The sequence below is a fragment of the Vibrio sp. MMH1-50 genome, from assembly GCF_022347645.1.
GTDB classification, from domain to species: Bacteria; Pseudomonadota; Gammaproteobacteria; order Enterobacterales; family Vibrionaceae; genus Vibrio; species Vibrio harveyi.
The window spans coordinates 66,607-93,355 of the sequence record NZ_JAKRGG010000009.1 but is presented as its reverse complement, the minus strand read 5'-3'; the positions used below and the strand labels follow the sequence as shown (position 1 = coordinate 93,355).

At 45.2% G+C, this 26,749-nt stretch carries 24 protein-coding genes and 1 tRNA gene; 16 read left to right on the top strand and 9 right to left on the bottom strand.

Annotated elements, in window-relative coordinates; genetic code table 11:
* Window positions 1-37 precede the first annotated feature (37 nt).
* The 4 genes from MHO32_RS09550 to MHO32_RS09535 all read left to right on the top strand — a co-directional run bounded on the left by MHO32_RS09550 (window position 38) and on the right by MHO32_RS09535 (window position 4,559).
* The gene (locus MHO32_RS09550) at window positions 38-2,161 is read left to right on the top strand and encodes a TRAP transporter permease (RefSeq protein WP_009705104.1); all 2,124 of its coding nucleotides are present in this window, start codon (window positions 38-40) and stop codon (window positions 2,159-2,161) included.
* Window positions 2,162-2,169: 8 nt separating this feature from the next.
* Entirely contained in the window at window positions 2,170-3,402 is a 1,233-nt protein-coding gene (gene lhgO / locus MHO32_RS09545) for an L-2-hydroxyglutarate oxidase (RefSeq protein ID WP_239211410.1), read from the top strand.
* A 144-nt stretch (window positions 3,403-3,546) separates the two neighbouring features.
* The gene (locus MHO32_RS09540; RefSeq protein WP_239211407.1) at window positions 3,547-4,080 is read left to right on the top strand and encodes a GrpB family protein; all 534 of its coding nucleotides are present in this window, start codon (window positions 3,547-3,549) and stop codon (window positions 4,078-4,080) included.
* Window positions 4,065-4,559 (top strand): hypothetical protein, encoded by a 495-nt coding sequence (locus MHO32_RS09535; RefSeq protein ID WP_239211403.1) that lies wholly within the window; start codon window positions 4,065-4,067, stop codon window positions 4,557-4,559. The genes MHO32_RS09540 and MHO32_RS09535 overlap by 16 nt, the downstream gene beginning before the upstream one ends.
* A 31-nt stretch (window positions 4,560-4,590) precedes the next feature.
* Here MHO32_RS09535 and MHO32_RS09530 read toward each other — a convergent pair whose 3' ends face one another.
* Complete coding sequence (locus MHO32_RS09530; protein WP_038899451.1) at window positions 4,591-4,998, bottom strand: cystatin; 408 nt, start codon at window positions 4,996-4,998, stop codon at window positions 4,591-4,593.
* Between the two features lie 169 nt (window positions 4,999-5,167).
* Between MHO32_RS09530 and MHO32_RS09525 the strand changes: the two genes are divergently transcribed.
* Complete coding sequence (locus MHO32_RS09525) at window positions 5,168-6,412, top strand: NADH:ubiquinone reductase (Na(+)-transporting) subunit B (RefSeq protein ID WP_239211401.1); 1,245 nt, start codon at window positions 5,168-5,170, stop codon at window positions 6,410-6,412.
* A 296-nt stretch (window positions 6,413-6,708) separates the two neighbouring features.
* Window positions 6,709-8,109, top strand: coding sequence for a tryptophanase (locus MHO32_RS09520; RefSeq protein WP_005453331.1), 1,401 nt, complete (start codon window positions 6,709-6,711; stop codon window positions 8,107-8,109).
* Between the two features lie 97 nt (window positions 8,110-8,206).
* On the opposite strand, the gene MHO32_RS09515 is transcribed toward MHO32_RS09520, so the two are convergent.
* The gene (locus MHO32_RS09515) at window positions 8,207-8,818 is read right to left on the bottom strand and encodes a DUF2913 family protein (protein WP_009703776.1); all 612 of its coding nucleotides are present in this window, start codon (window positions 8,816-8,818) and stop codon (window positions 8,207-8,209) included.
* Between the two features lie 29 nt (window positions 8,819-8,847).
* Window positions 8,848-8,931 (bottom strand) — tRNA-Leu (locus MHO32_RS09510).
* Between the two features lie 561 nt (window positions 8,932-9,492).
* Between MHO32_RS09510 and MHO32_RS09505 the strand changes: the two genes are divergently transcribed.
* From MHO32_RS09505 to MHO32_RS09495, 3 genes are all read left to right on the top strand, one after another.
* Window positions 9,493-10,701, top strand: a complete 1,209-nt coding sequence (locus MHO32_RS09505; RefSeq protein ID WP_005432553.1) for a NupC/NupG family nucleoside CNT transporter — start codon at window positions 9,493-9,495, stop codon at window positions 10,699-10,701.
* Window positions 10,702-10,909: 208 nt separating this feature from the next.
* On the top strand, window positions 10,910-12,184 hold the full coding sequence (locus MHO32_RS09500; RefSeq protein WP_009696873.1) for a sugar phosphate nucleotidyltransferase: 1,275 nt from the start codon (window positions 10,910-10,912) through the stop codon (window positions 12,182-12,184).
* Window positions 12,185-12,285: 101 nt separating this feature from the next.
* On the top strand, window positions 12,286-13,083 hold the full coding sequence (locus MHO32_RS09495) for a helix-turn-helix domain-containing protein (protein WP_005453337.1): 798 nt from the start codon (window positions 12,286-12,288) through the stop codon (window positions 13,081-13,083).
* Between the two features lie 39 nt (window positions 13,084-13,122).
* Here the strand turns inward: MHO32_RS09495 and MHO32_RS09490 are convergent, their stop codons facing one another.
* Together MHO32_RS09490 and MHO32_RS09485 are read right to left on the bottom strand one after the other, a co-directional pair.
* A complete protein-coding gene (locus MHO32_RS09490) occupies window positions 13,123-14,208 on the bottom strand; it encodes a DUF3541 domain-containing protein (RefSeq protein WP_005453339.1) in 1,086 nt (361 codons plus the stop codon).
* A gap of 69 nt (window positions 14,209-14,277) precedes the next feature.
* A complete protein-coding gene (locus MHO32_RS09485; protein ID WP_029789595.1) occupies window positions 14,278-14,886 on the bottom strand; it encodes an alpha-ketoglutarate-dependent dioxygenase AlkB family protein in 609 nt (202 codons plus the stop codon).
* Window positions 14,887-15,025: 139 nt separating this feature from the next.
* Between MHO32_RS09485 and MHO32_RS09480 the strand changes: the two genes are divergently transcribed.
* Window positions 15,026-16,384: a diguanylate cyclase gene (locus MHO32_RS09480; protein ID WP_005453344.1), complete on the top strand. Its 1,359-nt coding sequence runs from the start codon at window positions 15,026-15,028 to the stop codon at window positions 16,382-16,384.
* Between the two features lie 378 nt (window positions 16,385-16,762).
* Here MHO32_RS09480 and MHO32_RS09475 read toward each other — a convergent pair whose 3' ends face one another.
* Window positions 16,763-18,319, bottom strand: coding sequence for a DUF3612 domain-containing protein (locus tag MHO32_RS09475; RefSeq protein ID WP_009696875.1), 1,557 nt, complete (start codon window positions 18,317-18,319; stop codon window positions 16,763-16,765).
* Between the two features lie 174 nt (window positions 18,320-18,493).
* On the opposite strand from MHO32_RS09475, the gene MHO32_RS09470 reads away from it, so the two are divergent.
* Window positions 18,494-19,072 (top strand): malate synthase, encoded by a 579-nt coding sequence (locus MHO32_RS09470; RefSeq protein WP_009696876.1) that lies wholly within the window; start codon window positions 18,494-18,496, stop codon window positions 19,070-19,072.
* Window positions 19,073-19,196: 124 nt separating this feature from the next.
* On the opposite strand, the gene gefA is transcribed toward MHO32_RS09470, so the two are convergent.
* A complete protein-coding gene (gefA, locus tag MHO32_RS09465) occupies window positions 19,197-20,210 on the bottom strand; it encodes a diguanylate cyclase GefA (RefSeq protein WP_005453351.1) in 1,014 nt (337 codons plus the stop codon).
* 298 nt (window positions 20,211-20,508) lie between these two features.
* Here gefA and MHO32_RS09460 point away from each other — a divergent pair, with 298 nt between their 5' ends.
* Genes MHO32_RS09460 through MHO32_RS09450 form a run of 3 tightly spaced genes read left to right on the top strand, consistent with a single transcriptional unit; the run spans window position 20,509 to window position 24,112 of the window.
* Window positions 20,509-21,861 (top strand): DASH family cryptochrome, encoded by a 1,353-nt coding sequence (locus MHO32_RS09460; protein WP_239211398.1) that lies wholly within the window; start codon window positions 20,509-20,511, stop codon window positions 21,859-21,861.
* The gene (locus tag MHO32_RS09455; RefSeq protein ID WP_239211495.1) at window positions 21,861-23,405 is read left to right on the top strand and encodes a cryptochrome/photolyase family protein; all 1,545 of its coding nucleotides are present in this window, start codon (window positions 21,861-21,863) and stop codon (window positions 23,403-23,405) included. The genes MHO32_RS09460 and MHO32_RS09455 overlap by 1 nt, the downstream gene beginning before the upstream one ends.
* Window positions 23,405-24,112 carry an SDR family oxidoreductase gene (locus MHO32_RS09450; RefSeq protein WP_050904288.1) on the top strand — a complete coding sequence of 236 codons (708 nt, stop codon included), beginning with the start codon at window positions 23,405-23,407 and terminating at the stop codon, window positions 24,110-24,112. The genes MHO32_RS09455 and MHO32_RS09450 overlap by 1 nt, the downstream gene beginning before the upstream one ends.
* A 49-nt stretch (window positions 24,113-24,161) precedes the next feature.
* On the opposite strand, the gene MHO32_RS09445 is transcribed toward MHO32_RS09450, so the two are convergent.
* Together MHO32_RS09445 and msrB are read right to left on the bottom strand one after the other, a co-directional pair.
* Window positions 24,162-24,308 carry a DUF2256 domain-containing protein gene (locus MHO32_RS09445; RefSeq protein WP_005453360.1) on the bottom strand — a complete coding sequence of 49 codons (147 nt, stop codon included), beginning with the start codon at window positions 24,306-24,308 and terminating at the stop codon, window positions 24,162-24,164.
* Window positions 24,309-24,349: 41 nt separating this feature from the next.
* A complete protein-coding gene (gene msrB, locus MHO32_RS09440; protein WP_239211390.1) occupies window positions 24,350-25,492 on the bottom strand; it encodes a peptide-methionine (R)-S-oxide reductase MsrB in 1,143 nt (380 codons plus the stop codon).
* A 185-nt stretch (window positions 25,493-25,677) separates the two neighbouring features.
* Between msrB and MHO32_RS09435 the strand changes: the two genes are divergently transcribed.
* A complete protein-coding gene (locus tag MHO32_RS09435; protein WP_050908674.1) occupies window positions 25,678-26,076 on the top strand; it encodes an OsmC family protein in 399 nt (132 codons plus the stop codon).
* 113 nt (window positions 26,077-26,189) lie between these two features.
* Entirely contained in the window at window positions 26,190-26,744 is a 555-nt protein-coding gene (locus tag MHO32_RS09430; protein ID WP_017817349.1) for a sugar O-acetyltransferase, read from the top strand.
* Window positions 26,745-26,749: the final 5 nt, after the last annotated feature.

The following is a 26,749-nucleotide window of genomic DNA, read 5'->3' as shown; positions in this document are numbered from 1 at the left end:
CTAAGATGGAAAAAGCCGCCAGAGCTTGGAGTATGAGATGAGCGACTCAATAGAAAAGGAATTGCAGAAGTTTGAGCTGCCCACGCGCACTGATTTTCCGTGGGTAACCACCACAATTACAGTGTTTGGCGTGGTGTTGTCTGCTTTGCACATTTGGTTTAATACCTTATCGACGTTACCAGAGTTATGGATTTCCGCGACCCACTTTGCTGGCTTTGCGGTGATTTGTGCGCTTTGGTATCCGGCTCATATCTCTCTCAAGCAGAGTAAGATTGCACTCGGTATCGATGTGTTAATTGCTATGGGCGCGGTCGCGTGTTTGCTCTACATTCCCTATGCCGAAGATGCGCTGTACGAACGCGGTGTGAAGTTCGTGACCAGCGATTGGGTCTTCGCCATCATGGCAATTCTGATTGTTATTGAGCTGATTCGACGCACCATGGGCTGGTTTATTCCTGTGCTGATTGTGGTGTGTCTCAGTTACGTTGTGCTCTGGGGTAAGTGGGCAACAGGTATTTTCCACTTTCCGGGTTTGAGCATGGAAACCTTGCTCTACCGCAGTTTCTATTCCTCTGAGGGCATGTTTGGCTCTATTTCGCGCATCAGTTGGACTTTCGTATTCATGTTCATTCTGTTTGGTGCGTTTCTCGTTCGCTCTGGTGTTGGTGATTACATCATCAATGTGGCACGTGCTGCGGCTGGCAAAATCATTGGTGGTCCGGGTTTTATTGCGGTGATTGGCTCTGGTTTGATGGGCTCAGTATCGGGCTCAAGTGTGGCAAATACGGTTTCAACCGGTGTTATCAGTATTCCTTTGATGCAAAAAGCGGGTTTCCCTTCGCGCTTTGCAGCGGGGGTTGAAGCTGCGGCGTCGACAGGTGGTCAGTTGATGCCACCAGTGATGGGCGCGGGTGCTTTCATCATGGCGTCTTACACACAAATTCCTTATGTCGATATCATCGCGGTGTCTTTCATCCCTGCCCTTATCTATTTCTTGTCTGTTGCGTTCTTTGTGCGTATTGAAGCCAAACGTAGCGGCGTTCAAAAAATCACGACCAGCGATGAATCTCTATTAAAAGTGTTGATCAGCGGTTGGCACAACCTTATCCCGCTGGCGGTATTGGTTACTTTGCTGGTTCAAGGCTTTACGCCAACTTACGCTGCTGGCTTATCGATCATTTCAGTAGTGGTGGCGTCTTGGTTCTCGAAAGATCACAAGATGGGACCAAAAGCGATCATCGAAGCACTTTCGCAAGGCGCGAAAAACATGGCGACAACCGCCGTATTACTGGTGGGTATTGGTTTGGTGATCAACGTGATCAGCACAACGGGCATCGGTAACACGTTCTCATTGATGATTGATGGCTGGGCGAATGGCGACTTGTTCATCATGATCGTTCTGATTGCGCTCGCTTCTCTTGTTTTGGGTATGGGTTTACCTGTAACAGCGGCGTATATTGTATTGGGCACACTGTCCGCCCCTGCGCTTTACAAGTTGATTGCGGAAAACCAATTGCTTGAATTGATGGTGTCGGGTCAATTGCCAGAACAAGCAAAAGCCATCTTCATGTTGGCGGCGCCAGAAAAGTTGGAACTGCTTAATGCACCAATGGCGTTGGAAACCGCGAAAGAAATGGTGGCGCTAGTACCTGCGGACTTTATGGAAACTCTACTGGAGCAAAGCTTGGGTATGGAAGCGGTAGGCTTGGCATTGCTGGCTGCTCACCTCATCATCTTCTGGTTATCGCAAGACAGTAACGTAACGCCTCCAGTGTGTTTGACCGCATTTGCTGCGGCAACCATCGCTAAAACACCGCCAATGCGCACCGGTTTGATGGCATGGAAAATCGCTAAAGGTTTGTATCTTGTACCGCTGCTGATTGCTTACACAGGCTTAGTAAGTTGGGATGTAACGTCGGTAATTACCGTGGGCTTCTTCGCCATCATCGGAACCTATGCATTGATTGGTGCGATTGAAGGCTACTTGGAAGGTCCTCTAAACATTCTGACGCGTCTCTTGTTGGTAGTGGTGGGTACATTGCTGGTTTGGCACGACATCCCAATGTTGGTTCGTGTGGCAAGCTGCGCGGTATTTGTCGCGGTGTTCATTTACAGTGGTCGCAAGTTCAAATTGCAACAATCTCAACTATCGGTTTTATAAGAGGTCGTATGAAATCAGTCTATGACTACATCATTGTTGGTGGCGGTATCGTTGGTGTGTCGACGGCATGGCAACTGCAGCAACGTCATCCAGACAAATCCATTTTATTGGTTGAGAAAGAGTCCGGTTTTGCCAAGCACCAAACCGGACACAATAGCGGCGTGATTCATGCTGGGGTGTACTACGCACCGGGCAGCTTAAAAGCGGATTTTTGTAAGCGTGGGGTAGAGCGAACCATTTCGTTCTGCGCCGAGCACGATATCCCGGTGGAGAACTGTGGCAAGTTACTGGTTGCGACAAACGAGCAAGAAGTCGAACGCATGAATGCCCTCTATGAGCGCTGTCATGTCAACGGCATCGACGTAAAGCTACTAGATGAAGTTCAACTCAAACTGGCTGAGCCAAACATCACTGGCTTGGGCGCGATTTATGTCAAAACCACCAGTATTGTCGATTATCGTTTGGTTACTGAGCAGATGGCGGAAGAGTTCCAAAAGCTCGGCGGGCAAATTAGCCTGAGAACTAAAGTGGTGGCTGCCGAAGAGAAGGACGAAGAAGTCCAATTGACCTGCATTTCAGACGGGCAAACCATGCAGCTCAATGCCAAATTCTTGGTCACTTGCAGCGGCTTGATGGCGGATCGCATGACGAAGATGATGTCTATTCCAACCGATTTCCAAATCATCCCTTATCGTGGTGAATACTACCGTTTAGATAGCAAACACGACCAAGTGGTGAACCATCTTATTTATCCAATTCCAGACCCTGATTTGCCATTCTTGGGTGTCCACCTAACTCGCATGATTGATGGCAGTGTGACCGTTGGTCCAAATGCGGTGCAAGGCTGGAAGCGAGAAGGGTACGACAAGGTTAACTTCAGCTTGAAAGATACCATGCAAATGCTCAGTTTCTCCGGTTTCTGGAAGGTGACACAAAAGCATCTAAAAACCGGACTGGATGAGTTTAAGAACTCGTGGTGGAAGCCGGGCTATCTCAAACTGGTCAATAAGTACTGCCCAAGCATCAAGGTCGAAGACCTCAAACCATATCCTGCGGGTATTCGCGCGCAAGCAGTGTTATCCGATGGCACTTTGGTTCATGACTTTTTGTTTGCCGAGAGCGCAAGAAGCCTACACGTTTGCAACGCCCCCTCTCCCGCAGCGACATCAGCAATGCCGATTGGGGAGTACATTTGCGATAAAGTGAATGAGAAGATAGAGGCGAAAACCGAGACGGTTTAACAGTAGAAAGCCAAACCAAAAGTACACCAGAGATGACTCTATTTGTTGGGTGATTATTGTCGGGTGTGCCGGAAGTTTGGCTTTTACTTTGGTGATTGGATAATTTCCTTCTTATGATATTTGGGTTTATTAGGAGAGGGATGGATGAAATTAGGTTTAGCCAATCACAAAGTCGACGTCGTTAAACATGACCCTGCATGGCGACAGGAGTTTGCACGCAGCCGATCTGAACTGGCGTTAGTGACGGAGATTCCGCCAACTCAAATCGAGCATATTGGCAGGACTGCTATTTTGGATATGCCTGCCAAACCCATTATCGATATTGTGCTAGGTATTGAGCACTTTCCTCATGTTTCTCCAAAGCTGATTGATGCACTGAAAAGTGTTGGATTTCTGCGCTTGAAAGTGGAAAAGCAAGATGAGATTGTCTTTGCAAAGTTCACCGATGATTCTTATCAAGTCAAAACACACTATCTGCACCTCACTCAGTATCAAGGACAGTTGTGGCGAGACTGGATTCAATTTCGAGATAGACTAAATGGAAATGCTGAGCTTAGAAGTGAGTACTTAGCTCTGAAGTTTTCTTTGGTGAAGCAAGCTGAAATTACCATCGAAAAATATACCGATGCTAAGACGAGTCTCGTACGTAAAGTCATAAATGAGTGGAAGACCGAATGAGGACACCGCTGGGGCTCATTTTGCTTTGTAGTGCATTTTATTCTTTTGCGTATCAACTGCACGAGCGCGACGAGAGTTATGTATTAGTTAGTCATGATCTCAGTGTTGACTATGTGGTCTATGTCCCAGGCTCTATGGAAACAGAAATTACCAATGTGTTTAAATTTGATTGTGAAGGCAGTCGTGTTGAAGCGGTAAAAATTGGTAGCGAGATTAACAACGCAGCGACGTATGGCGAGCATCTCCAATACTATTTCTTTCTTGTGAGAGATCGTCAGTTTCACGTTCCTCTAAGAATTGTTGAATCTTTTCAAACGGTTGATAAAGAGTCCAAAGAGGTTCTATCGGAACATTTACCAATTACCAAGCATGATGCTTCTGATTTAGCATGCGATTTGATTCGACCTCAGATTATGAGTTATCAGTTTACACGAGCGTTTGAAGCTGTTGCTAAACCAGAAAATAACAAAGGCGACTAAACTGTCGCCTTTGCTGTATTTGGAAGAGCCTTTATGACTCGCCTTCTTTAGGGCAAAGTTCGCCCTTCTTGGCGTGTCTTTCGATCATGTAATCGCCGCGGGCGCTGTGCAACACAATCGCATTCCACACTTGCCCGTCTTTGAGTTCAAACTCCATCGCGTAGTGTATGCCGCCAACGACTTGAGTTCTCACATCATTGATTTGTTTTAGCTTATCCGTCGCGTTCATTTGATGCAGAATCATACTGAGTGAGCGCTCCGCATCTGGTGTAACTTTCGCAATCTGCCAACCACCTGGTACACCACCTTGTGAGCTGCAGATGGCTTGCATTTTCTTCTTCAAAGCTGGTGACATTTGTTTGTCGACTGCAAATGTGCTGGTTGCAAATGGCAGGGCAGATAACACCAAAACAGCCGTCCACATCATCCTTAACTTCATAATTCACTCCGTTGTTTTGTTATTGATTGAGTATAAGCACGACTTTCACGGTTTACATAATCACGAGGCATTCCGTAACAGCTCATAGATACGTATCGGAAAGATGAAAGAGTTAAAAACGATCGCCTTTCGATGGCTATTCGTAATACTCTTTAGAGGAGGAGACGTTATGAGTCTGAAGCATTATTTTGAAAAGGTCTCACCAAAGTTTGAACCAGGAGGCCAGTATCACAAGTTCTACCCACTCTTCGAAGCTGTTGAAACCCTTTTTTATACGCCGGGGAAAGTGAATCATGGCGTTACCCATGTTCGAGACAGCATCGATTTAAAGCGCATCATGATCATGGTGTGGCTAGCCGTTTTCCCTGCGATGTTCTGGGGCATGTACAACATAGGGCAACAATCCAGCAACGCTCTGCTCTATGTCCTTGACCAAGTGGCAGCGCAGCAAGCCATTGATGCCTCTTGGGGGCTAAGCTGGGTTTGGGGTTCGGTAGAAGTCGCAAGCCAAGCGGGTTGGGCAAGTAAAATGCTTGTCGGCGCCACGTACTTTCTGCCTGTCTACGCGACTGTGTTTGTGGTTGGTGGGTTCTGGGAAGTGCTGTTTGCTATCGTTCGTAAACATGAAGTGAATGAAGGCTTCTTTGTCAGCTCTATTCTTTTTACTTTAATTCTCCCGCCTACCATCCCATTGTGGCAAGCCGCGTTGGGTATCACTTTTGGCATCGTAGTGGCGAAAGAAATCTTCGGCGGTACGGGGCGTAACTTCCTAAACCCAGCATTGGCTGGGCGCGCGTTCTTGTACTTTGCTTATCCCGCTAACATGTCTGGCGGCGCTGTTTGGGTTGCGGCAGGTGGTTACTCTGGCGCTACACCGCTGAGCCAATGGTATGAAGGTGGTCAAAGTGCTTTGACGAACAACATGACGGGCCAACCAATCTCATGGATGGACGCATTTGTTGGTAACCTTCCGGGTTCAATGGGGGAAGTTTCGACCTTGTTGATTGCGCTCACAGGTTTGGTGCTGATCTTTATGAAGATCGCTTCGTGGCGAATTGTTGCTGGGGTCTTTGTGGGTTTAGCTGTGACATCGCTACTGCTTAATGCGATTGGCTCGAATACTAATCCTATGTTCTCTATGCCGTTTTACTGGCACTTTGTGATTGGTGGTGTTGCGTTTGGTACCTTCTTTATGGCGACAGACCCAGTATCCGCTGCGTTCACTAACGGTGGTAAGTGGGCTTACGGTATCTTGATTGGTGTGATGACGATATTTATTCGTGTACTCAACCCCGCCTATCCGGAAGGCATTATGTTAGCGATTCTGTTTGCCAACTTGTTTGCTCCTTTGTTCGACTACATGGTCAAAGAGAACAACATCAAACGCAGAATGAAAAGGGTGAGACCTTCGTAAAATGAGGTAAGCTTCACTGAAATTTGGTTGAAAACTGCACTATATTGAAAAGGTCAGAGACATGGGGTTTCTGGCTTTTCTTTTTATCAGGAGGACGAAGACGATGAGAATTAAGGATATTCTCGATAGCCGTTTGGTGCTGTCGTTCTGGTACAACCTAGACTACTGCTTGTCTCTTCTTAGCAAAATTTCTGCACGTTAATTTCCTCAATGCTCCCGCATTGAAAAGCAATTTATCAGTTTGTTTTTAATCTTACGCTTAAGTGCGTAGGGTCGTGCGTATAAGGAAATTAACAATGAAACGTATCCCGGAACCGTTCCGTATCAAAATGGTTGAGCCAATCAAAATGACGACCTTGGCTGACCGAGAAGTTGCCCTTAAACAAGCGGGCTTTAACCCATTTCTTCTTCGTAGTGATGATGTCTACATCGATCTGCTGACCGACTCTGGCACTGGTGCTATGAGTGACAATCAGTGGGCAGGCATCATGATGGGCGATGAGTCCTATGCTGGCAGTCGTAACTATTACAACTTGTGCGATGCGGTGGAGCATTTCTTTGGTTACAAGCTTACTGTGCCAGCGCACCAAGGTCGCGGGGCGGAGCAAATTCTATTCCCAGCTTTGATTGAGCGTATGCGTCAGGTTCGCGGTGGTGAAACGCCCGTATTTATCTCGAATTACCACTTCGATACCACTGCGGGTCACATTGAACTCAATGGCGGTAAAGCGATTAACGTGGTGACGGAAGAAGCGTTTGATACCACCACACCATACGACTGGAAGGGTAATTTTGACCTCAATAAGCTGGTGGCAACGATTGAAGAACACGGTTCTAACAATATCTGTGCGATCATCACGACGGTAACGTGTAACAGCTCTGGTGGTCAGCCTGTGTCGATGGAAAATATGCGCAGCGTGTACGAAATCGCAACCAAGTACGACATCCCTGTGGTGATTGATTCGGCTCGTTACTGTGAGAACGCTTACTTTATCAAGCAGCGTGAAGCGGGTTATGAGAACAAATCGATTCTCGAAATCATTCGCGAGATGTACCAGTACGGCGACATGCTCACTATGTCTGCGAAGAAAGACCCGATGGTGAACATTGGTGGTATGTGTTGTATTCGCGATCATCAAGAGCTTTTCCAAGCGGTTCAAACACGATGTGTACCGATGGAAGGCTTTGTCACTTACGGTGGTATGGCGGGTCGTGATATGGAAGCCTTGGCTCGCGGGTTGTATGAAGGTGCGGATGAAGACTATCTTCACTACCGTATTAGCCAAGTACAATATTTGGGTGAACGTCTACGCGAAGGGGGTATTCCAATTCAATACCCAACAGGTGGTCATGCTGTCTTCGTTGATGCGGCGAAGATCTTACCGCATATCCCCGCGGATCAATTCCCTGCACAGGTGCTGTGTAATGCCTTGTATTTAGAGGCAGGCATTCGTGCGGTAGAGATTGGCTCACTGTTGCTTGGTCGAGATCCGGAAACGGGTAAACAAAAAGCTTCAGAACTTGAGTTGATGCGTTTGACCATTCCACGTCGTGTCTACACCAACGATCACATGGATTACATCGCCGATGCGATCATCGAGTTGAAGAATCGTGCTGATGAACTAAAAGGATTGACGTTTGAATACGAACCTCCAGTACTTCGCCACTTTACGGCTCGTTTCCGCGAACTGGATTGAGAACTCTTCGGGTTGTCGATACGTCAGAGATTGATAAACGTTAATTAAGCAAAAAGCCGCGAACTTCGCGGCTTTTTTAACTCATCTGGGTGTCGAGTTATGCTAAATCCAGCGTGATTCGCACAAACTGCTCGTCTTGGTACAGCACTTCGTAATTGAAGGTATTGCTGGCATAAATACTACCTAAGAACAGAGAACGTTGACTCATAGGTCCACGGAAAAGCATCGAAATAGGTGCGATTAAGGCGTTATTATCGTCGAAGTGTTGGTTTAAGTTATCAGACAGAACACATAGCAAACAACCATGTTGGTCGTGGGATAAATCGACATCTTCAGGACGAGAAAGCAGAACCGTCGTACCCAATTTCTTCTCGACTTCGTTGATCAGCAGTAGGTAGCTATCGAGGTGAGGTTGTGGGTTACTAGGTTTATCGGCACCTACACAACGTTCAAGTAAAGCTTCTAGATTGCCATTTTCCCCTTTTGCCTGTTGAGTCAGAGACTTTAATGGCTTTTTAATCAGTTTGTAGCGATTACTTTTGAGCTTAGGCTTAAGCCATTTTTGCAGTAGGTCGTTACGTTCTTTAAGAGGAAGAATTCGCGATGATGCGTGGATTTTGAAGTGCAGGTGTAATAAGGCGTGCACCGCAAGCTCGCTAAGTAATTGATTAGCGTCAGCGGACTGTTTTGCCTGTTTAGAACTTTGCATTACACTCTAAATTCTTTGAAAGAAAGGAATGGTGCCGAGAGAGGGACTCGAACCCTCACACCTAAGGCACTAGCACCTCATGCTAGCGTGTCTACCAATTTCACCATCTCGGCATCATGATGCTCTGAATACACAGAGGCTTCGAAATGAAGCGTTCCAAATTGTATATCCAAAATCCATAGATTGGCGAGAGCAAAATTGCTCATTTTTGGTCTTTGGTGTTCGATTGGACATTTATTGTTCATTTTTGGTGATTTCACTATTGGTCACCCTCCTAATACCCCTATTTTCCCTACAAGTATGACCACAAAATAGCATCTTTGCTTAAATTATGAACGCTTGAACGTTTGCGTAAATAAATGTGATGAATATCTCTTTTTGTTGGCTATACTTGCGACCCGTTTAAGCGGGAATTAGGGTTCGTTGTTCAGGACCCTTACCCATACAAGCCGTCACATGGAGCAGGAAGAGTCGAGAGCTCTCCAGCAGTGAATGACCCCACGGACCGGACCAGCTACGTTCAATTGCTTGTATAAGGTAAAAATAAGATGTCGAACTATCCGTTCTTCCTTCAATTTGGATCTACGAGTGCGTTGTCACTCGATGCGTTGTCCCTTTCTTCTGCCAATGCTTTTGGCATTCCTTTCTTTTTCAACGTTAAGTAGGTCCGATTCATGAGTGTTCTATTTAGTCTATTTGGTATTGTTGCACTATTAGGTTGTGCGTTCCTGCTGTCAGAGAGCCGTTCTTCAATCAATTGGAAAACCGTGTCTCGAGCATTGCTGCTTCAAATGGGTTTCGCAGCCTTGGTGCTCTACTTCCCTTGGGGACAAGCGGCGTTAGCCAGTTTGAGCAATGGTGTCGCTGGGTTATTGAGTTTTGCCGATGAAGGCATCAAGTTCCTCTTCGGTGACCTCGCTTCTACTGGTTTCATCTTCGCGGTTCGCGTTCTTCCTATCATCATCTTCTTCAGCGCTCTTATCTCTGCCCTTTACTACTTGGGTATCATGCAAAAAGTGATTCAATTTATCGGTGGTGCCATCCAAAAGTTCTTGGGGACCAGCAAAGCAGAATCTCTTGTTGCAACCGGTAACATCTTCCTCTCTCAAGGCGAATCGCCACTTCTTATCCGTCCTTTCTTGCAAAACATGACTCGTTCAGAACTGTTCGCGGTAATGGCTGGTGGTATGGCGTCAGTCGCAGGTAGTGTACTAGGTGGTTACGCAGGTCTAGGTGTAGAGCTGAAATACCTAATCGCAGCGAGCTTCATGGCTGCTCCAGGTAGCCTGTTGATGGCAAAAATCATTGTGCCAGAGCGTCAAACGCCAAGCGATTACAACAACATCGAATTGGATAAGTCTGAAGAGAGCAACGTGATCGACGCGCTAGCAAGCGGCGCGATGGGCGGTATGAAAGTTGCGGTTGCGGTAGGTACGATGCTGATCGCATTTGTGAGTGTGATTGCAATGGTGAACACGGGTCTGGAAAACCTAGGCGAAATGTTCGGCTTTGCGGGCATCACGCTACAAGCGATCTTTGGCTACCTATTTGCCCCTCTCGCTTGGTTAATCGGCGTTCCGGGTCACGAAGTATTAGCGGCAGGTTCTTACATCGGTCAGAAAATCGTAATGAACGAATTTGTTGCATTCATCGACTTCGTACAACATAAAGCAACGCTGACTGAACACACACAAGTGATCATCACGTTTGCGCTGTGTGGTTTCGCGAACATCGGTTCTATTGCAATTCAACTTGGCTCTATCGGTGTGATGGCTCCAGAACGTCGTAAAGATGTAGCGAACATGGGTCTCAAAGCGGTAGCGGCTGGTACATTAGCGAACTTAATGAGTGCGTGTTTAGCAGGTATCTTTATCTCGTTATAAGGAACGCCTCCACATAAACAGCCATTCAAAACCCGCCACTTCGGCGGGTTTTATTTTATAAATTATTTGAATGAGAGCTAGGTTAAATATTAGGTAGGCTATTGCTCGACAATATTCATTATTGAGTAAATTCACATCAGGATTGAATAGTGCTTGCGTACGGTTTGCATTTACTTTCTAATTTATTAATAGAATAAGGAAGTCGTACGTGACGTCAAAAGTCGTATCGGTAGTATTAACCGATAAAGGTTGGACAGGGCTAGGTCCACTCACTCAAACATGCTGTAAATCCATCACACCTTTCGTAGGTTCTCACCGTTTAATTGATTTTTCGCTAACCAACCTCATTCAAGCAGGAATAAAGCGTAATCTTGTCCTCAGTCGTTTTTATTGCGCACCGTTAGTTGCTCACCTTAAGCATGCATGGCAGCACTACAAATCGAGAATCGAAGTGCTCGAACCCATTTATTCTCAAGCTAAGTTATTACCTAAGCTGCAACAGAATTGGACTGATGTTTTATTGCAGCATTTAGATGTCATCAATCGACCCTCCGATGAACATGTCTTGTTGGTCGGTGGTGAGCAAATCCATCGCAATTACATTTCTTCTTTGTTGCACTACCATCAAATCCAAAATGCCGAACTCACGTTAGTTGTGGCTCAGGTTCCTGTCGCACAAGCGTCTCAGTATCATGTCGTTGAGTTAGATGAACACCGTCAAGTCATTGATATTCAACACCAGCCCCCAATTCCAGCAGAAATTCCAAACAAACCAGGCTTTGCTATGGTATTAACGGAAAATTACCTCTTTCAGCGCCCCGTGTTGGTCAAAGGTTTGTTCAATAATGCCAAGAAGCTGGATGGTCAGCATGATTTGACCAAGGACATCGTTGCACTGCTTGCGCGTAGAGTAAAAACCGTGTTGTTTGACCTCGGCGAGATTGACGCAAAGCAAGCGCCTATGTACTGGCACAACGTCAATAACATTGATGATTATTGGCGACTACAAATGATGATGCTGGCGGAACAAAGTGATACTAGCAAACCATCTACCAGTGCGTTGCTGAGCCGACAAATTGAATCGCAACGACCAAGCCAATATTGCGATATTGAAGGGATCAAAGTCCGCGTTAAGGACAGCTATATTGCTTCTGGTTGCCATATTGAGGGGGCGTGTTCAATTCGCTCAGTCATTGGTGTGGATTGTGAGCTGGGTAAAAACAGTATTCTGCACGAGTCCGTATTAATGGGACGGTGCAAAATTGGAGAAAATAGTCGCATTACACGTACTATCATTGAAGAAGATGTTCAGATTGCTCCGGGTACCGTGATTGGGGAAAAGCCGGAGAGAGACAAAGAACGTTTTCACATTACGGATGGTGGATTAGTCGTGATTCCGAGGGGCAGTCGCGTTGGTTTTGAACAAGAAGCTTCTCCACTGCATGCGAATTACCCCGAAGGCGTTACAGATAACGTCGTGTAATACGGGTATTTTGAGTTGAATTGTGATTGACGTACAGAATCAAGATTTGGTGTGTAAATATACATATTTTCGAAACTAACGGCGTTTGGCTAGGAGAAAAAATGCAGTTCGACCGACTTCAATTTGCTGATGCATTGAAGCACTTTAGAAAGAAATATAAATACTCACAAGACAGTTTGGCGGAGCTGCTTTCTTCTTCACACCGTGTATTCTCTAGCTTGAATCAAGCAACGCTGAGCCAGTGGGAGAGGAGGAAAATAGAGCCGACGTTACTGCGACGTCTCGGGATCGCACATTTCTTTCAGCAACCATATCACTACGATACTCAAGAGCTGAAGAGTGTTAAGAAAGCACTCCAACATCCGGTCAACTTCCAAAATTTAAGTACGGTGTACGAGTATGAGATCACGCATACCAGTCACGTATCTTTGGATAAATTGGAAGGAGAAGATAGATCATTGGTTATGGATTCCCATCAACGTTTGAATGGGAACGAGCTTGTCGAAACTCTGAATGAGCTTGAGCTTCATCAACCTAAAATCTACTGTTTCTATTACCAAAAAATGCTGATTGGACATGTGGTGTATGAACAGAAGAATAACGCCATTTACTTGGTCAGCGTTGTATTTTTGACCAAGTCAATTCGAACTCAATTACTCAATCATATTGCTGAAATTAGTAAAGATTTGATGGTGTTTTTCCCGATTCGGGATCATAGCTTGAATCAGTTTATGGAAGATTGTTTTTTAGAACGATGTTGTTCAAGTCATTGCATCACTTTCTACACAGGAACCAGCCGGCAATTTTTTGAGAACCCAATGATCCGGAGCGTGATGCAAGGATTTCAAGATTTTCGCTTGGTTCGCTACGAGCAAATGCTTAAGAAGCAGAGTGTTTAGCTCTGCTTCCTGATCTCAAACTAGATTCAGTAAGGTTGATTACGACTTGGGTACCAATCCGTATGGTACTGAACTAAACGCTTGTGGTTGGTTTTTTACCGTCGGTGCTTGATGCACTCCTTGCCAATCTAACAGCATGATCGCGAGGACATTACGGTGTTCACCATAAGTTAGGTCGAACTCACCATCCACAGAAGGGATCATGCCTTGCTCAGTATTAAGGGCGCTTTGAATCGCTTGACGCGTTTTTTCAACAACCGGATCGTTATCCAAACCAGCCAACAAGAAAGTAATGCCGACTTCAGCAATCACATCTTCTTTTGAACGGAGAATGATGGTGTCTATGTTGTCGCGAAAGTAGTCATAGATCCATTGATGATCGGCTTCGTTAACCTGTTTTTGGTAGTACTGAGAATCTCCAAAAATGATGTGTGTCATGCCGTAGATCTTATTGCCGTATTGTTGCGGTGAGAGCTTCTTATCTAGGCTATCTGGGTAGGTGCTTCGGAATGCATCTGTAAACGCTTTAACGACATCTTGCTCGCCGAGTTGACGCAACCAATAAACCTGATTCGCCAACTGAGCTGCCCAAGCCTCAATCATGGCGGGGTCAGTGGCGTAACGAGCAAAGTCATAACGTTTTAGTATGCTTCTCAGCGTTTTGTCTTGCTTATGTTTTAAACCATACTCATCGGCTCGTGCCATTGCGCCAAGTAAATCAACACCTAAATACAAGTATTCTGGTTGATGTTTGGTAACGGTATAACGGCGCTGCCCGCGCTCGTCTTCGTCGTCATGGTAGCTGGCTAAACGTTCCTCTGAATACAGAAAAATCTGTTCTGGTGTGGTGACATCGCTGGCAAAGCGATTTAAACGGCTGGCAACTTGCGCCATGTCAGTCCATACCGCAGGTAAGTATTTATCATCCAAAGTTTGGCGGTACATACGAAGACCGAAATGCCCTTCTCGAAACGCTGGTAAGGTATAGAGCTGTGACTCATAGGTACTTTTGATCAACTGAGCAGATTGTGAATAGGTCAAAGCTGGAGACTCTTGAGAGGCTTGCGCCTGAAAAACCAGTGAGCATGAGAGCAACACGGCTAAGCTGAGAGGTTTGATACGCATATACACATTCCGTTAGAAAGCCAGAATTCAAACCTACCATCAATGCTTTATCGGTATGTAATGGCTCAGTCAATAGTTAGTCACGATATGGCGGAACGTTAGGTTGATGCGTTCTCCTTTGGTTTTTGCAGTTTTTGGGACAGCATGCTTCCAATGGTGCTGAAGCTCACCTGCCATGATAAGCAGTGAACCATGGCTGAGTTCATACTCTATTTGGGTTTTACAATGTAAATTCCTTAGCACAAACCGACGAGTTTCCCCCAAATTAATCGACGCAATAATCGGGTTTCTTCCCAATTCTGGTTCGTTGTCTTGGTGCCAGCCCATTGAATCTTGTCCATTGCGATACAGGTTTGCCAATACTGAGTTGAACGAAACGTCTGCAATGGTTTCGCAGCGTCCTTTGAGATCACTAAGTTCTGTGGTCCAAGGGTGAGGTACCATTGTGAGCCCGGAGTAGGTGTACGCTGCATCGCCGTGCCATGCTTGCAAACGAGGTTGTAGAACTGAGCGACCAAACATCATGATGCTTTCTTGTTGCCAAGGTAGGGTTGTTCGCAATTGGGAAAAGTAATGGTCGGCTTCTGAATGACTCAGAAAGTGAGGATCATGGTAGATCTTGCCTTGTGCTACTTCTTGCCAAAATGAGCTTTTGAATAAATCGCCTTGTACCTGCATCTCACTTTACCTTTCTCTTTTATAAAATGAACAAATATTTATTACCTTTACGATGGCTATTGGTTATTCTTTTAGTAAATAAGTATTTTAACAATAAATAAAGAAAACTCTTGGTTTGCCATGAGTTAGTGGGGAACAGATGCGGTACTCACCGAAGAAGCAAGGTTACTTTGCATTGTTCTTCCTCACTTTTTTTGCCCTGTGCGTTGGAGTTATTGAGCTATTACACCAAAATCAGCTCAGTCTGCACCGAGAGCGAGTTCAAGTTGAGGCCAAAGAACAACTTTCTATGCTCCGTTCCAATTTGGAAGCGGAACTGATGGCTGACATATATAAAGCCAGCACTCTGGCTACGCTTATCACATTGCTGCCGAACAGCGAAACACACAAGCTGAATTTGGCGGCGAATCGTATCTTAAGCAAAAGTAATCACATTACTGTTATTGGCATCGCAGAAAATGATGTCGTCGGTTATATATACCCTCGAAAGGGCAATGAACGTGTGATTGGTCTTGATTATCGTAGCGTGCCTACTCAATGGGTTCAGGTACAAAAAGCCAAAGACATTGAAGAGATATTTATCGCCGGTCCTGTCGAGCTTGTACAAGGTGGTAAAGGGTTGATTGTGCGTGTTCCTGTGTTCCGCGATCCTCCGACTAATAAAGACTATTGGGGCGTTATTAGTGCGGTGATCGATTTCAATGGTTTGTTGAGAGAAACGGGTGTCATTGATTTTTCTTACCAATATCAAATGACGATGCGTGGCTACGACAGTGGCGGTGAGCTAGGTGATGTTATCTTTGGCAATCCGGGAAGAGAAGAGGACATTTATGCCAAAGAGCAAGTGTTCTTCCCATATGGTGGCTGGAGTCTGGCGGTGTACTCCAATGGTGAGTTAGAACAACAAGTGCCTTGGTATGTATTACAAATGGCGCGTTTAGTTGGCTATCCGATCGTGCTTGCTTTGAGCATTGCGCTCATTGTTATTTATCGCCTATACATTGTAGCGGACAGCCGTGCATTGCATGATGAGCTTACTCAGCTGCCAAATCGTCGTTACTTTATGAAGTCTTATCAACAGCAGTTTGAGATCGCCAAGCGCTATAAAAAGCGTTATAGCTTTGCCTTGGTTAACATCGACCTCGATCATTTTAAGCATATTAACGATACCTATGGGCATGACGCAGGGGACAAGGTGTTGGTGGCGTGTGCAGAAAGAATCAAAAGCACATTGCGCCGATCAGATATTGTGGCGCGAATGGGGGGCGACGAGTTTCTTATCATCGTGCATAACCCTAAGACTGAAGAAAACATTCAAGCGTTGTTGAAAAAACTGAGGTTTGCCTTGTGTTCAACGCCGGTGATCTATGAAGAAGAATTGATATACCTGCGAACCAGCATGGGTTACGCGATGTTTGACCCTGAAATGATTTCATCTCAGCAAATGATGAAAATCGCCGACGAGCGAATGTATCAACAGAAACACTATGGCGGCTAAAACGAATGGTATAGCACCCGCTTAAAACAGTTAAACGGAAAGCCTCGCACACTTAGCGAGGCTTTTTCATTTAAGCCGTTCTTATCACTAAGAAAGGACATTGCTGATAAAGGGATTAGTAGCAATGCATGTTGTGGCATATTTTGCAGTTGTTTGCATTTTGCAAATGCGATTTGCAAAATGTGTGGTTAATAAATCATCAATATGCATCAAGATCGAAGAAAAAACGCAGTTTTAAAAGTTGGCACGCATCGTGCTTTATACAGAGTGACCCTTATTAAGCCGAGGGTCACCTAGCCAACTGACGTTGTTAGTGAATACACATTGTTCACAAGTATATACCGCCAATCACCTCATTGTGATTGGCGTTTTTTCTTTTTAGAGTTCAATAATTTGCCTCTCATCGCCCGAATCATCTGATTCGCCACACTTGTTATAACAACTTGGTTGCCTTGGACACACTGCTCCTCTTGAACAAATCAATCTTGCTTGAGTTTGAATCCCTCGTTCGATCCAATTGATGTTGAGAATTTTGGCAATCGTTGTGAGATCTTTCTTGATGTGCTGTGGAATCACAGTACTACCACCGGAAGACACACACAGTGACTTCAACTCTTCAGCAATCGCAATCGCATCACCACCTTGGGCTGAAATCGCTGGATTGAGGTCAATACCTGCACACAGAACGCGATTATTACCTGCAGGGTCAAATACGTTGACCGATTCACAGCAATAGATGCGGGGTTCGTTACCGACGTTAAGAATCGAAATTTGCGCCGAGCTGGTGTCCAGCGGTTGTGATAAGCGGCGGAATACCGCCCAGTGCTGACAAGGGTCATTGACTTTACGCATGTTCCCCCAAGGCAGAGGGATACCATTACCGCGATATACGGCTTTCAGTTTGCCTGGACCATAGGCATCAAAGTAATGCCAGTGTGGGTATGGCGACACTACCGTCATGCGGCGCATCGCGACAGAAGGCGAGACGCCCGCTTTTTTGTGAACATCAATTTCATAGCCAGAGCGGTCAAGTAACTGACGAAATGGCACTTTCGGACACAACAACGCCCCAGCAAAGAAACTCGACTCGAAATCGCGCCACGCTTGTAAAATATCTTGTGAGTTGAGTTCAGAGTTAGAAACCTGCGAACCGCTTTGTTCCCAGTTATTCTGGTGACCAATCGACAACACGTTATTCATGCCGTCACTGCTGTGCAGCACTCGGTGCCCAATGTATACCGCTAAGTCGTACTTCAATCGAGTCGGGTAGTCTCGCATGCGCTTGTTGAGGTAGATGGTCCCTGGTGCTTCCATAAACGAGGTGATCAACTGCTTGGCACTCACACCGAGTTCATCAATCACATCTTGTGGCGCGCGGTCTACCCAGCGAATATCCAATCCCATGCTTTTCGCAATATCAATCAGATCCTCTACCGAAAGATTAAGACGTTTTAAGCCGACCTCTTCTGCAGCTCGTTCTAAGTCCGGGAAGTGGTTTTGGTGGTTCTCTTGATGCGCTCGAATCAAGAGATGAGCGAACTGACGCCCCGTGATGCCGGTTTGAGAGAGCATTTCCGGTATCGCGATTTGTAGGATGTCGTTAGAGAATAAAAAGCTTGGTTCGAGCGCCATTCCGTTGATGCCACCACGATTACCTTTGTTGGGGGTAATGGCTTCTAGCTCTGGTTCATCGTCCAAAAACCAAGCGGGTTCTTTTTGGAAAACTTCGGCAATCACTTCCAACATATCAATGCTCGGAACGCGTTTTCCACGTTCGATCATGGATAAGTAAGAAACTGACGGAGCGTATTCAGGATTAATCCTAACGCAACGCGCAGACAAATCTTCCATCGTTAAATGGTTGTTCTTCCTTAGGTTACGAATTTTCGTTCCTAAGAAGTGAGATTGGCGGATAAGACTTTTTGACACAGACATTTTGTAAAATTCACATTGTAAAATTTTTGTTGTGAAATTGTAGTCAATATTTCGCTAGTCTACATAATGAGCAGGCAAGGAAATTAACCATCAACTTCACAGATTTGCCTGAAACTTAAACAGAGGTTTTAAGTTTTTACTCTAGGAAGAGTGTTTAAGTGCGAGGAAACGACGATGAATATGCTGAACTTCGATAAAAAAGACATCCAACAACAAGAACGCCCATTTATCGCTGAAGCCGTATTTGCCGTCGAGGCGGTAAGTGCTGAGCAGCAGAGCGAGAAGCAAGTTAAGGCGAAGCAACTACTGGACCGTATGTTCCCATTGGAGAGTGGGTCACACCAAGATGTATCAAGCTACGTGATCGACTACAGACACGTAATGGCGTACTTCAAGGACGGCACACACAGTGGTCTGAAAAGTCCAAAGCATTTTGTGGCGTACACAGGAGAGAAAGAAGATCCAAAATCGATCCTATTCAAAGATGAATCAGGCAGTCACGTTGAAGTAATGTTCGGTTGTCACAAAGGTACGGGTTGTGTGGAGTTGATGGACATTGACGACATCCAACTGGAAACGCGTACTACCTTTAGCCCTGAGCTAATTGGTAATGCACCAACCGCGATGCGTCATTGGATCAGCTTAATCAAAGGCGATAAGAAAGGAAAGCCAATGGCGTGCAGTGAAGACAAAGAGTACACCGCGAAAAATGGCGACGATTACTTCTTAAGCTACTGCTATAGCATTGATTAATGAGTTAAGAAGTACAGAGAATAACGAGCCAGCCCAAGAAAGACAAAACCCCAAGCACTTGCTTGGGGTTTTGTTTATATTTTCAGCCAGTTTGAATGGCTTTCGCCTGTTCGTTTTGACTGTGTTAAAGCGGCATTACGCGGTTACGACCGAGTTGTTTCGCTTCATACAATTGTTTATCAGCTTTGTTTACGATGCTATCGAGCGTGTCACCAACTTCAAATTCTGCAACACCAAAAGAGGCGGTGATGCTTTGTACTTGGCTCCCTGAACGTTTGTCACGAACACGCAGCTTTTCAATCATTCGACGAAGCGTATCAGCGTATTGTCGACCGATTCGCAGTGACTTGTTTGGTACGATAAGGGCAAACTCTTCACCACCAAAGCGATAAGCACTGATGCCGTCACGACAACTTTGTTGCAGTCGACGAGCAATGGCTTTGATTACGGTATCTCCGAATAGGTGACCGTAGTTGTCATTGAATGCTTTGAAGTGGTCGATATCCAACATGATCAGTGTCATTGCTTGGTTGTTATCGATCAGCATTTGCAGGTCGTTATCGAAAGCGCGACGGTTATACAGGTTGGATAAGCCATCGAACAAGGCGTCTTTCTGCACTTCTGCTAGCTGATTCTTAAGGCGAGAGATCTCTTCGCTAGCCGTTGTGAGTTGGCTATTTAGGAACTTCGTCGAGTGGCGTATTTCACGAGACTCTGCAACAAGCTGACGCACTACATTCATCACTTCTTCGATGCTGAGGCTATTGTCTTCAACTTTTTCTAGTTTGTTAAAGCTCTTATCCACCATGTCGGAGAAGGAGGAGGTGTCGGTAATCGTGTCAGTCATCGAGCTAGAGACTTCGCCCAAAAGCACTTCTACATTTGTTTTGAGTTCTTCTAAGCTGGTTTCTGCTTTACTCGCAACATAGCTGTTATAGAGCTGCTTATGCATTGCTGGTGGGCAGACGTCATAGTTCTCAAGAACCATATCTAATTCTTGATTCAGCTCTGGGATAGTTTTGTCTACGTAGGTGTACCACAGTGCGTAGTTGGCTGGTGTTGCCGCTACGTGGTTTTTTATCATCAGTGGTACCGCTTTTTTTAGGTTCGCGGTTGATTTCTTAAATTCGTCGGTCATTTCTGCAGTGTTACAAGCAAAATGGAATTAAGCTAAGGGTAACGGATATAAAACAATATCGCTTTATTTTTTGTCATTTTTGCTTGGTTTTCTTAAAAAATATGAGCAAATAATCAAATGGTTTCATGAATATTAGTCTTGATTTTAAAATTTCATAAAATCCTTCGTAACATTCTGTTTACCATAAAAGTTTGAGTGATGGAGTTTTGAGCAATGTAAACGAAGTGCTGATCTTGACCAACTAAGGTTCGTAGAATCTGGCATGCGCATAACAGAAAAGTGCCAAAAGGAGCTTCGTTTGAACAAAACAATAGGACTGTATTGGTTTACCAATGATTTGCGACTGGATGACAACCCAAATCTGGCCAAAGCTGCAGAAGAAGTGGATTTTCTTGTCTGTCTTTACTGTTATCCCAAGGTTTCACCATTTTTGGCGCACTATGCTCAAACATCCGAGTTTGGTCAGCCAAAAAGACAGTTTTTAGATGAGTCATTACACTGCCTCAACCTGTCTTTAAATGCACTTGAACAACGTTTGTTTGTTGTCGACTTGCATCCTTATCAAGCATTAAAACATGCCTTCAAAAATCTTGGTGTTACAAGGCTTTACGTTGATGCTATGCCGGGTTGCGACGAGCAAAGTGTCATCGAAGAAATTAAGGCGGAGGAACGCCACGTAACGGTTGTTCAGCACGAAATGCGAAGTTTATTTAGGTTGGCTGACCTCCCGTTCAGTCTCAATGAGCTATCTGATACTTTTACCCAGTTTCGTAAGCAAGTAGAAAAGCTATCTATTTCGCAACCTGCCGACAGAGTATCTACACTTCCGCCACTACCCAAAGGTCTCTCTTTACCAACATTGAGCTTAACTCGCGACTTAAAGCCAATGCCATTTGCTGGGGGAGAGCATGCGGGGCTTGAGCATTGTCGTCGGTATTTTGATTCGCCGCTTGCGAGTGAATACAAACAGACACGCAACGGTTTAGATGGCATGGACTATTCCACTAAATTCTCCCCGTGGTTAGCACATGGCTGTGTTTCGGCGAAAAGGATCGTGGACATGTTAAAGCGTTATGAAGCGGATTATGGTGCTAATGATTCGACGTATTGGATTTACTTTGAATTGCTGTGGCGTGAGTACTTTTATTGGTATGCGCGACGATATGGTCGGCAGCTGTTTCATTTTGGTGGGATTCGCAATCAAACGCCATTGACCAGCTTTTACGCCCATCGTTTCCAACAATGGAAAAAAGGCGAGACGCCATTCCCGCTCGTTAATGCGTGTATGCATCAACTCAATGAAACTGGGTACATGTCGAATCGTGGCAGACAACTGGTCGCGAGCTGCCTTGTACATGAACTAGGGCTAGATTGGCGCTATGGCGCTGCATATTTTGAGTCTCAATTAATTGATTACGATGTGGCTTCAAATTGGGGAAATTGGCAATACCTCGCAGGCGTTGGTGCGGACCCTCGTGGTTCAAGGCAATTCAATCTTGAAAAGCAGACGCAAATGTACGACCCCAACCATGAGTTTATTGATAAGTGGGATGGGCATTGTGATGGTGCACGTTTGGATAATGTGGACATGGTTGATTGGCCGATTGCGATGGAAAGTCATGGCAATGCGTCTTCTACGGAGAAATCATGATGCAGTTTGATACCGTTCGGTTGATCTTGGGTGATCAACTCAATTGCGAACATACTTGGTTTCAGCAACCTGATGACCACGTTCTCTATTTGATTGCAGAGTTAAAACAAGAGAATACGTATGTGACGCATCACATTCAAAAAGTATGTGCGTTCTTTTCTGCAATGGAAAAGTTTGCGAAAGAGCGTCAGAGCGAAGGCCATCAAGTCTTGCACCTTACGTTGGATGATACCCAATCTTTTGGGGATCTTGAGCAACTTCTCCAGCATTTTGTCAGCGAAGTTGGTGCAAGCAAGTTTGAATATCAACGCCCTGATGAATACCGATTATTGGAACAACTTGCCAAACTTAAGCTCAATGGCGTAGTAACGCGTTGCGTTGACTCAGAGCACTTTTTGTTGCCGTTTGAAGAGATCGAAGAGCAGTTCCCGCAAGGCAAACACATCATGATGGAGCACTTTTATCGCCGTATGCGCAAGCGTTTCAACATCTTAATGCAAAATGGCAAACCTGTTGGGGGGAAGTGGAACTATGATGCGAATAATCGCAACAAACTCAAAACTAAAGATATTGAGCAGTTGCCACAACCTTTAATGTTTAGTACCGATGTCAGTGAGATACAAGCGCGATTAACACGTCATGGAATTAAAACGATAGGGCACTTTGAAGGGGATTTATTGTGGCCGATTAACCGTGCTCAAAGCTTGTCTCTACTTGCTCATTTTTGCCAAGTTTGTTTGCCTCTTTTTGGTCGTTTTCAAGACGCGATGACTGGGCAACACGACGCTAAATGGAGTTTGTATCACAGTCGGATTTCGTTTTCTCTCAACAGCAAACAGCTACACCCGCAAGAAGTCATTGATGCGTCACTCAAGGCATTCCATTCAAACCCAGACATTAATATTTCTCAGGTTGAGGGTTTTATTCGCCAGATTTTAGGTTGGCGAGAGTACATCCGCGGAGTGTACTGGGCGAACATGCCTCATTACCCGAAAAAGAACGAACTGGAAGCGAACAGAAAACTGCCTGATTTCTTCTGGAATGGCGAAACAAAAATGGCGTGCATGCGTAATGCGATTGGTCAGTCCCTTGACTACGCCTATGCGCACCATATCCAACGTTTAATGGTCACTGGTAATTTCTGTTTGCTAACTGAGATCGAACCATCCCAAGTGGATGAATGGTATCTCGGTATATACGTTGACGCGATCGAGTGGGTAGAGATGCCAAACACACGTGGTATGGCGCTGTTTGCTGATGGAGGTATTGTCGGCACTAAACCTTATGCAGCTAGTGGTTCTTACATTAATAAAATGAGTGATTACTGTAAGGGCTGCCATTACGACAACAAAGCACGCAGTGGTGAAGGTTCATGCCCATTCAACAGCTTGTATTGGCGTTTTATGAACAAGCATGACAAGCGATTGGCGACCAATCCTCGTATCGGGATGATTTTCCGCTCTTGGGACAATATGGAACCACAGCAACGACAAGCTATCCTTGAAACCGCGGAGCACCACATGGAAAATTTGGAGACCTTGTAATGGAAATATTGATCGTAGGTGGGAATGGCGGAATTGGATTTGCCATGGTTGCGTGCGCGGCGGAACATTTTCCTCAAGCTCGTGTTCACGCGACCTATCGTAGGCAACACCCCAACTGGCATCATCCCAATGTTATTTGGCATCAAGTGGATGTGACACAAGATGAGGAGGTGAAAGCGCTCAGTGAGTACATCGAGCATGTTGATTGGTTGGTGAACTGCGTGGGTATGTTGCACTCCCAAGAGAAAGGTCCGGAGAAGAATTTGAGTTCTCTCGACGCAGACTTTTTCCAGCAAACGATAATGGTAAACACCTTGCCCAGTTTACTGCTGGCGAAGTACTTTACACCTAAGCTCAAACGCAGCACACAGCCTAAGTTCGCGGCTGTTTCTGCTAAAGTTGGCAGTATTAACGATAACCAATTGGGCGGTTGGTATAGCTATCGAGCCTCAAAAGCCGCGTTGAATATGTTCCTTAAAACCATGTCAATCGAATGGCAAAGAATGCTCAAGCATGGCACGGTACTCGCGCTCCATCCGGGAACCACCGATACGGCGTTGTCTGCGCCTTTTCAAACCAATGTGCCAGAGGGAAAACTGTTCACGCCAGAGCGAGTGGCAAAGGATTTGCTAGGGTTAATAGAAAAAGCAACCCCGCAAGATAGCGGGGCGTTTTGGGCTTATGATGGCGCATTACTACCTTGGTAAAGATTGTACTAACTGGGGCAAAATACGCACTAGAGAGGTTCGGAGTGACCTACGTCTTCGTTGATTTTCTTCTTCGGCAACGCTCAGAACAATAAACGATTTCATCCCAATTTCGCGCCCACTTCTTTCTCCAAGAAAACGGGCGCTCACAGACTGGACAGACTTTTATGGGAAGGTTGGATTTAAAACCTTTCATCGTTCTGAATGTTCACTCCTAATTCGTTGTCTTAAGCGAGTTTAGTTATTAAATAGGTACAGATAATCGTCGTAACCTAGGTTTGCCATTTCGCTTACTGGTACAAACTTCATGGCTGCTGAGTTCATGCAGTAACGTAACCCTGTTGGTTTTGGTCCGTCTTTGAAAACATGACCAATATGCGAATCTCCAAACTTGCTGCGAATCTCTGTTCGTGGATAAACCAATTTAAAGTCGGTCTTCTCAACGATGTAACCTGGATTGATTGGTCTAGTAAAGCTTGGCCAACCTGTACCTGATTTGTATTTATCCGTCGATGAAAACAGTGGCTCACCAGTGACAATATCCACATAGATGCCCGCTTCTTTGTTATCCCAGTACTCGTTGTTAAAGGGACGCTCTGTGCCTTCTTCTTGTGTTACGTAGTACTGCAGATCAGTCAACTTCGCTTTGATCTCTTTATCAGACGGTTTTTCATAGACCTTCAGTTTTGTCATCAGATCTTTTTCGTTGATAAGCTCGCGTAGTGTTTTTGGGTTGTCTTTACGATCCTCACCAAACACTTCATCTAGGTATTTATCTCGACCTGACGCATAGCGGTAATATTTGTATTTCAGGGCACTCTTTTTGTAGTAATCCTGATGGTAAGACTCCGCAGGGTAGAACTTTTCAAACTCAATAAGCTCCGTTTTAAGTGGCTTCGGATAAATCATCGCCTTGTCGATTTCCATCATAAATTGCTCAGCAATCTGTTTTTGCTCCGCATTATGGTAGAAGATCGCAGGACGGTATTGGGGACCACGGTCGACGAATGAGCCTTTGTCGTCAGTCGGGTCGATATGGCGGAAGAAGTAATCCAAAACTTGCTCGTAGTTAACAATGCTTGGGTCGTACTTCACTTCAATCACTTCTATATGGCCAGATTTGCCAGAAGAGACTTGTCGGTAGGTCGGATTTGCTAAATCACCACCTGAATAACCAGATACGACGTCCAACACACCCGGTAATTGTTCTAAATCTGATTCAGTACACCAGAAACAGCCGCCAGCCAAAGTAGCAATGTCGGTTTTGCCAGATGCGTTCACCTTATCCATGGTATCGGCAGTGCCTGTTTTACTTAATAAGATGGACAGTACAGGGAGTGTGAATGAGAATCCCACCAATAGCTTAGATACTTTCTTCATAACTTCCTCAAACGTCATTTTTCTCAATGAATGTTACGTAAGGAGACAGAAGTTAGAGCTAAAAAATTGCAACAATAGTGAAAAATTCTTTGCCCTTTTATACCGGAGGGCTACAGTAATGGCACCAAACAAACGCTCATTGGTGATAGGTTGCCGATGAGACAGAAGTAATAATGAGGGAAACCATGCAAGCAGAAGTAAAATGGGTCGAAGACTTTAAATTCCTAGGTCAGTCTCAATCTGGTCACTCCGTTGTGATGGATGGCAATGGCGGTGCGACTGCACCAAGCCCAATGGAGATGGTATTGATGGCTGCTGGTGGTTGTAGTTCTGTTGATGTGGTTGATGGATTGAAGTCAGCAGGTCAGAAAGTGGCTTCTGTTAATGCGAAGCTCACAACCGAACGTCGTGAAACGGCACCGCGTATTTTTACTCAAGTGAACATTCATTTTGAAGTGTCGGGTGAAGCCTTAGAGCCAGAAATCGTAGCGAAAGTTGCTGCTGATTCGTTAGAGAAATACTGTTCCGTGTGCCTGATGCTCGGTAAGGGCGTAGAGATGACTCACAGCTGGGAAATCGTGTAACCGACCCTAGTGCCACTTAAATAAAATAGGAAAGAGAAAAGCGCGTGCTTTTCTCTTTTTTTATTCCTCTTTTGCATTAACCTAGCTACGTTAAAAGCTGTAGGAAAGATCCTGTGACCGAACTAGAGAAAATGATGTCAGGCCAAGTATTCGATGGCGCAGACAAAGAAATTGATGCGATTCGAACCCACGCAACTCATGCATTGATGGCATTCAATGGCAACACCGATGAATCCCAACGTGATGCACTGCAAAAGAACCTATTTGGCAAGGTTGGGATGAGCATCATCCGTGCGCCGTTCCATTGTGAGTTTGGTAAAACGATTGAAATCGGTGAAGAGACCTTTATCAATATGAATGTCGTGATGCTTGATGGCGCTAAAATCACCATTGGTAATCATGTGCTTATTGGACCAAGTGTTCAGCTTTACACTGCATCTCACTCGCTGGATTACCGTAGCCGACTAAAATGGGAAACGTTTTGTAAACCAATCACGATTGAAGATAGCGTTTGGATTGGCGGGAACTCAGTCATCAACCAAGGCGTAACCATTGGCGCTCGTTCTGTGATTGCTGCTAACTCAGTGGTGAACAGTGATGTGCCGCCAGATTGTTTATATGGTGGAACGCCAGCCAAATTGATTCGTCGTCTAAACGAGGACGAATAACCACA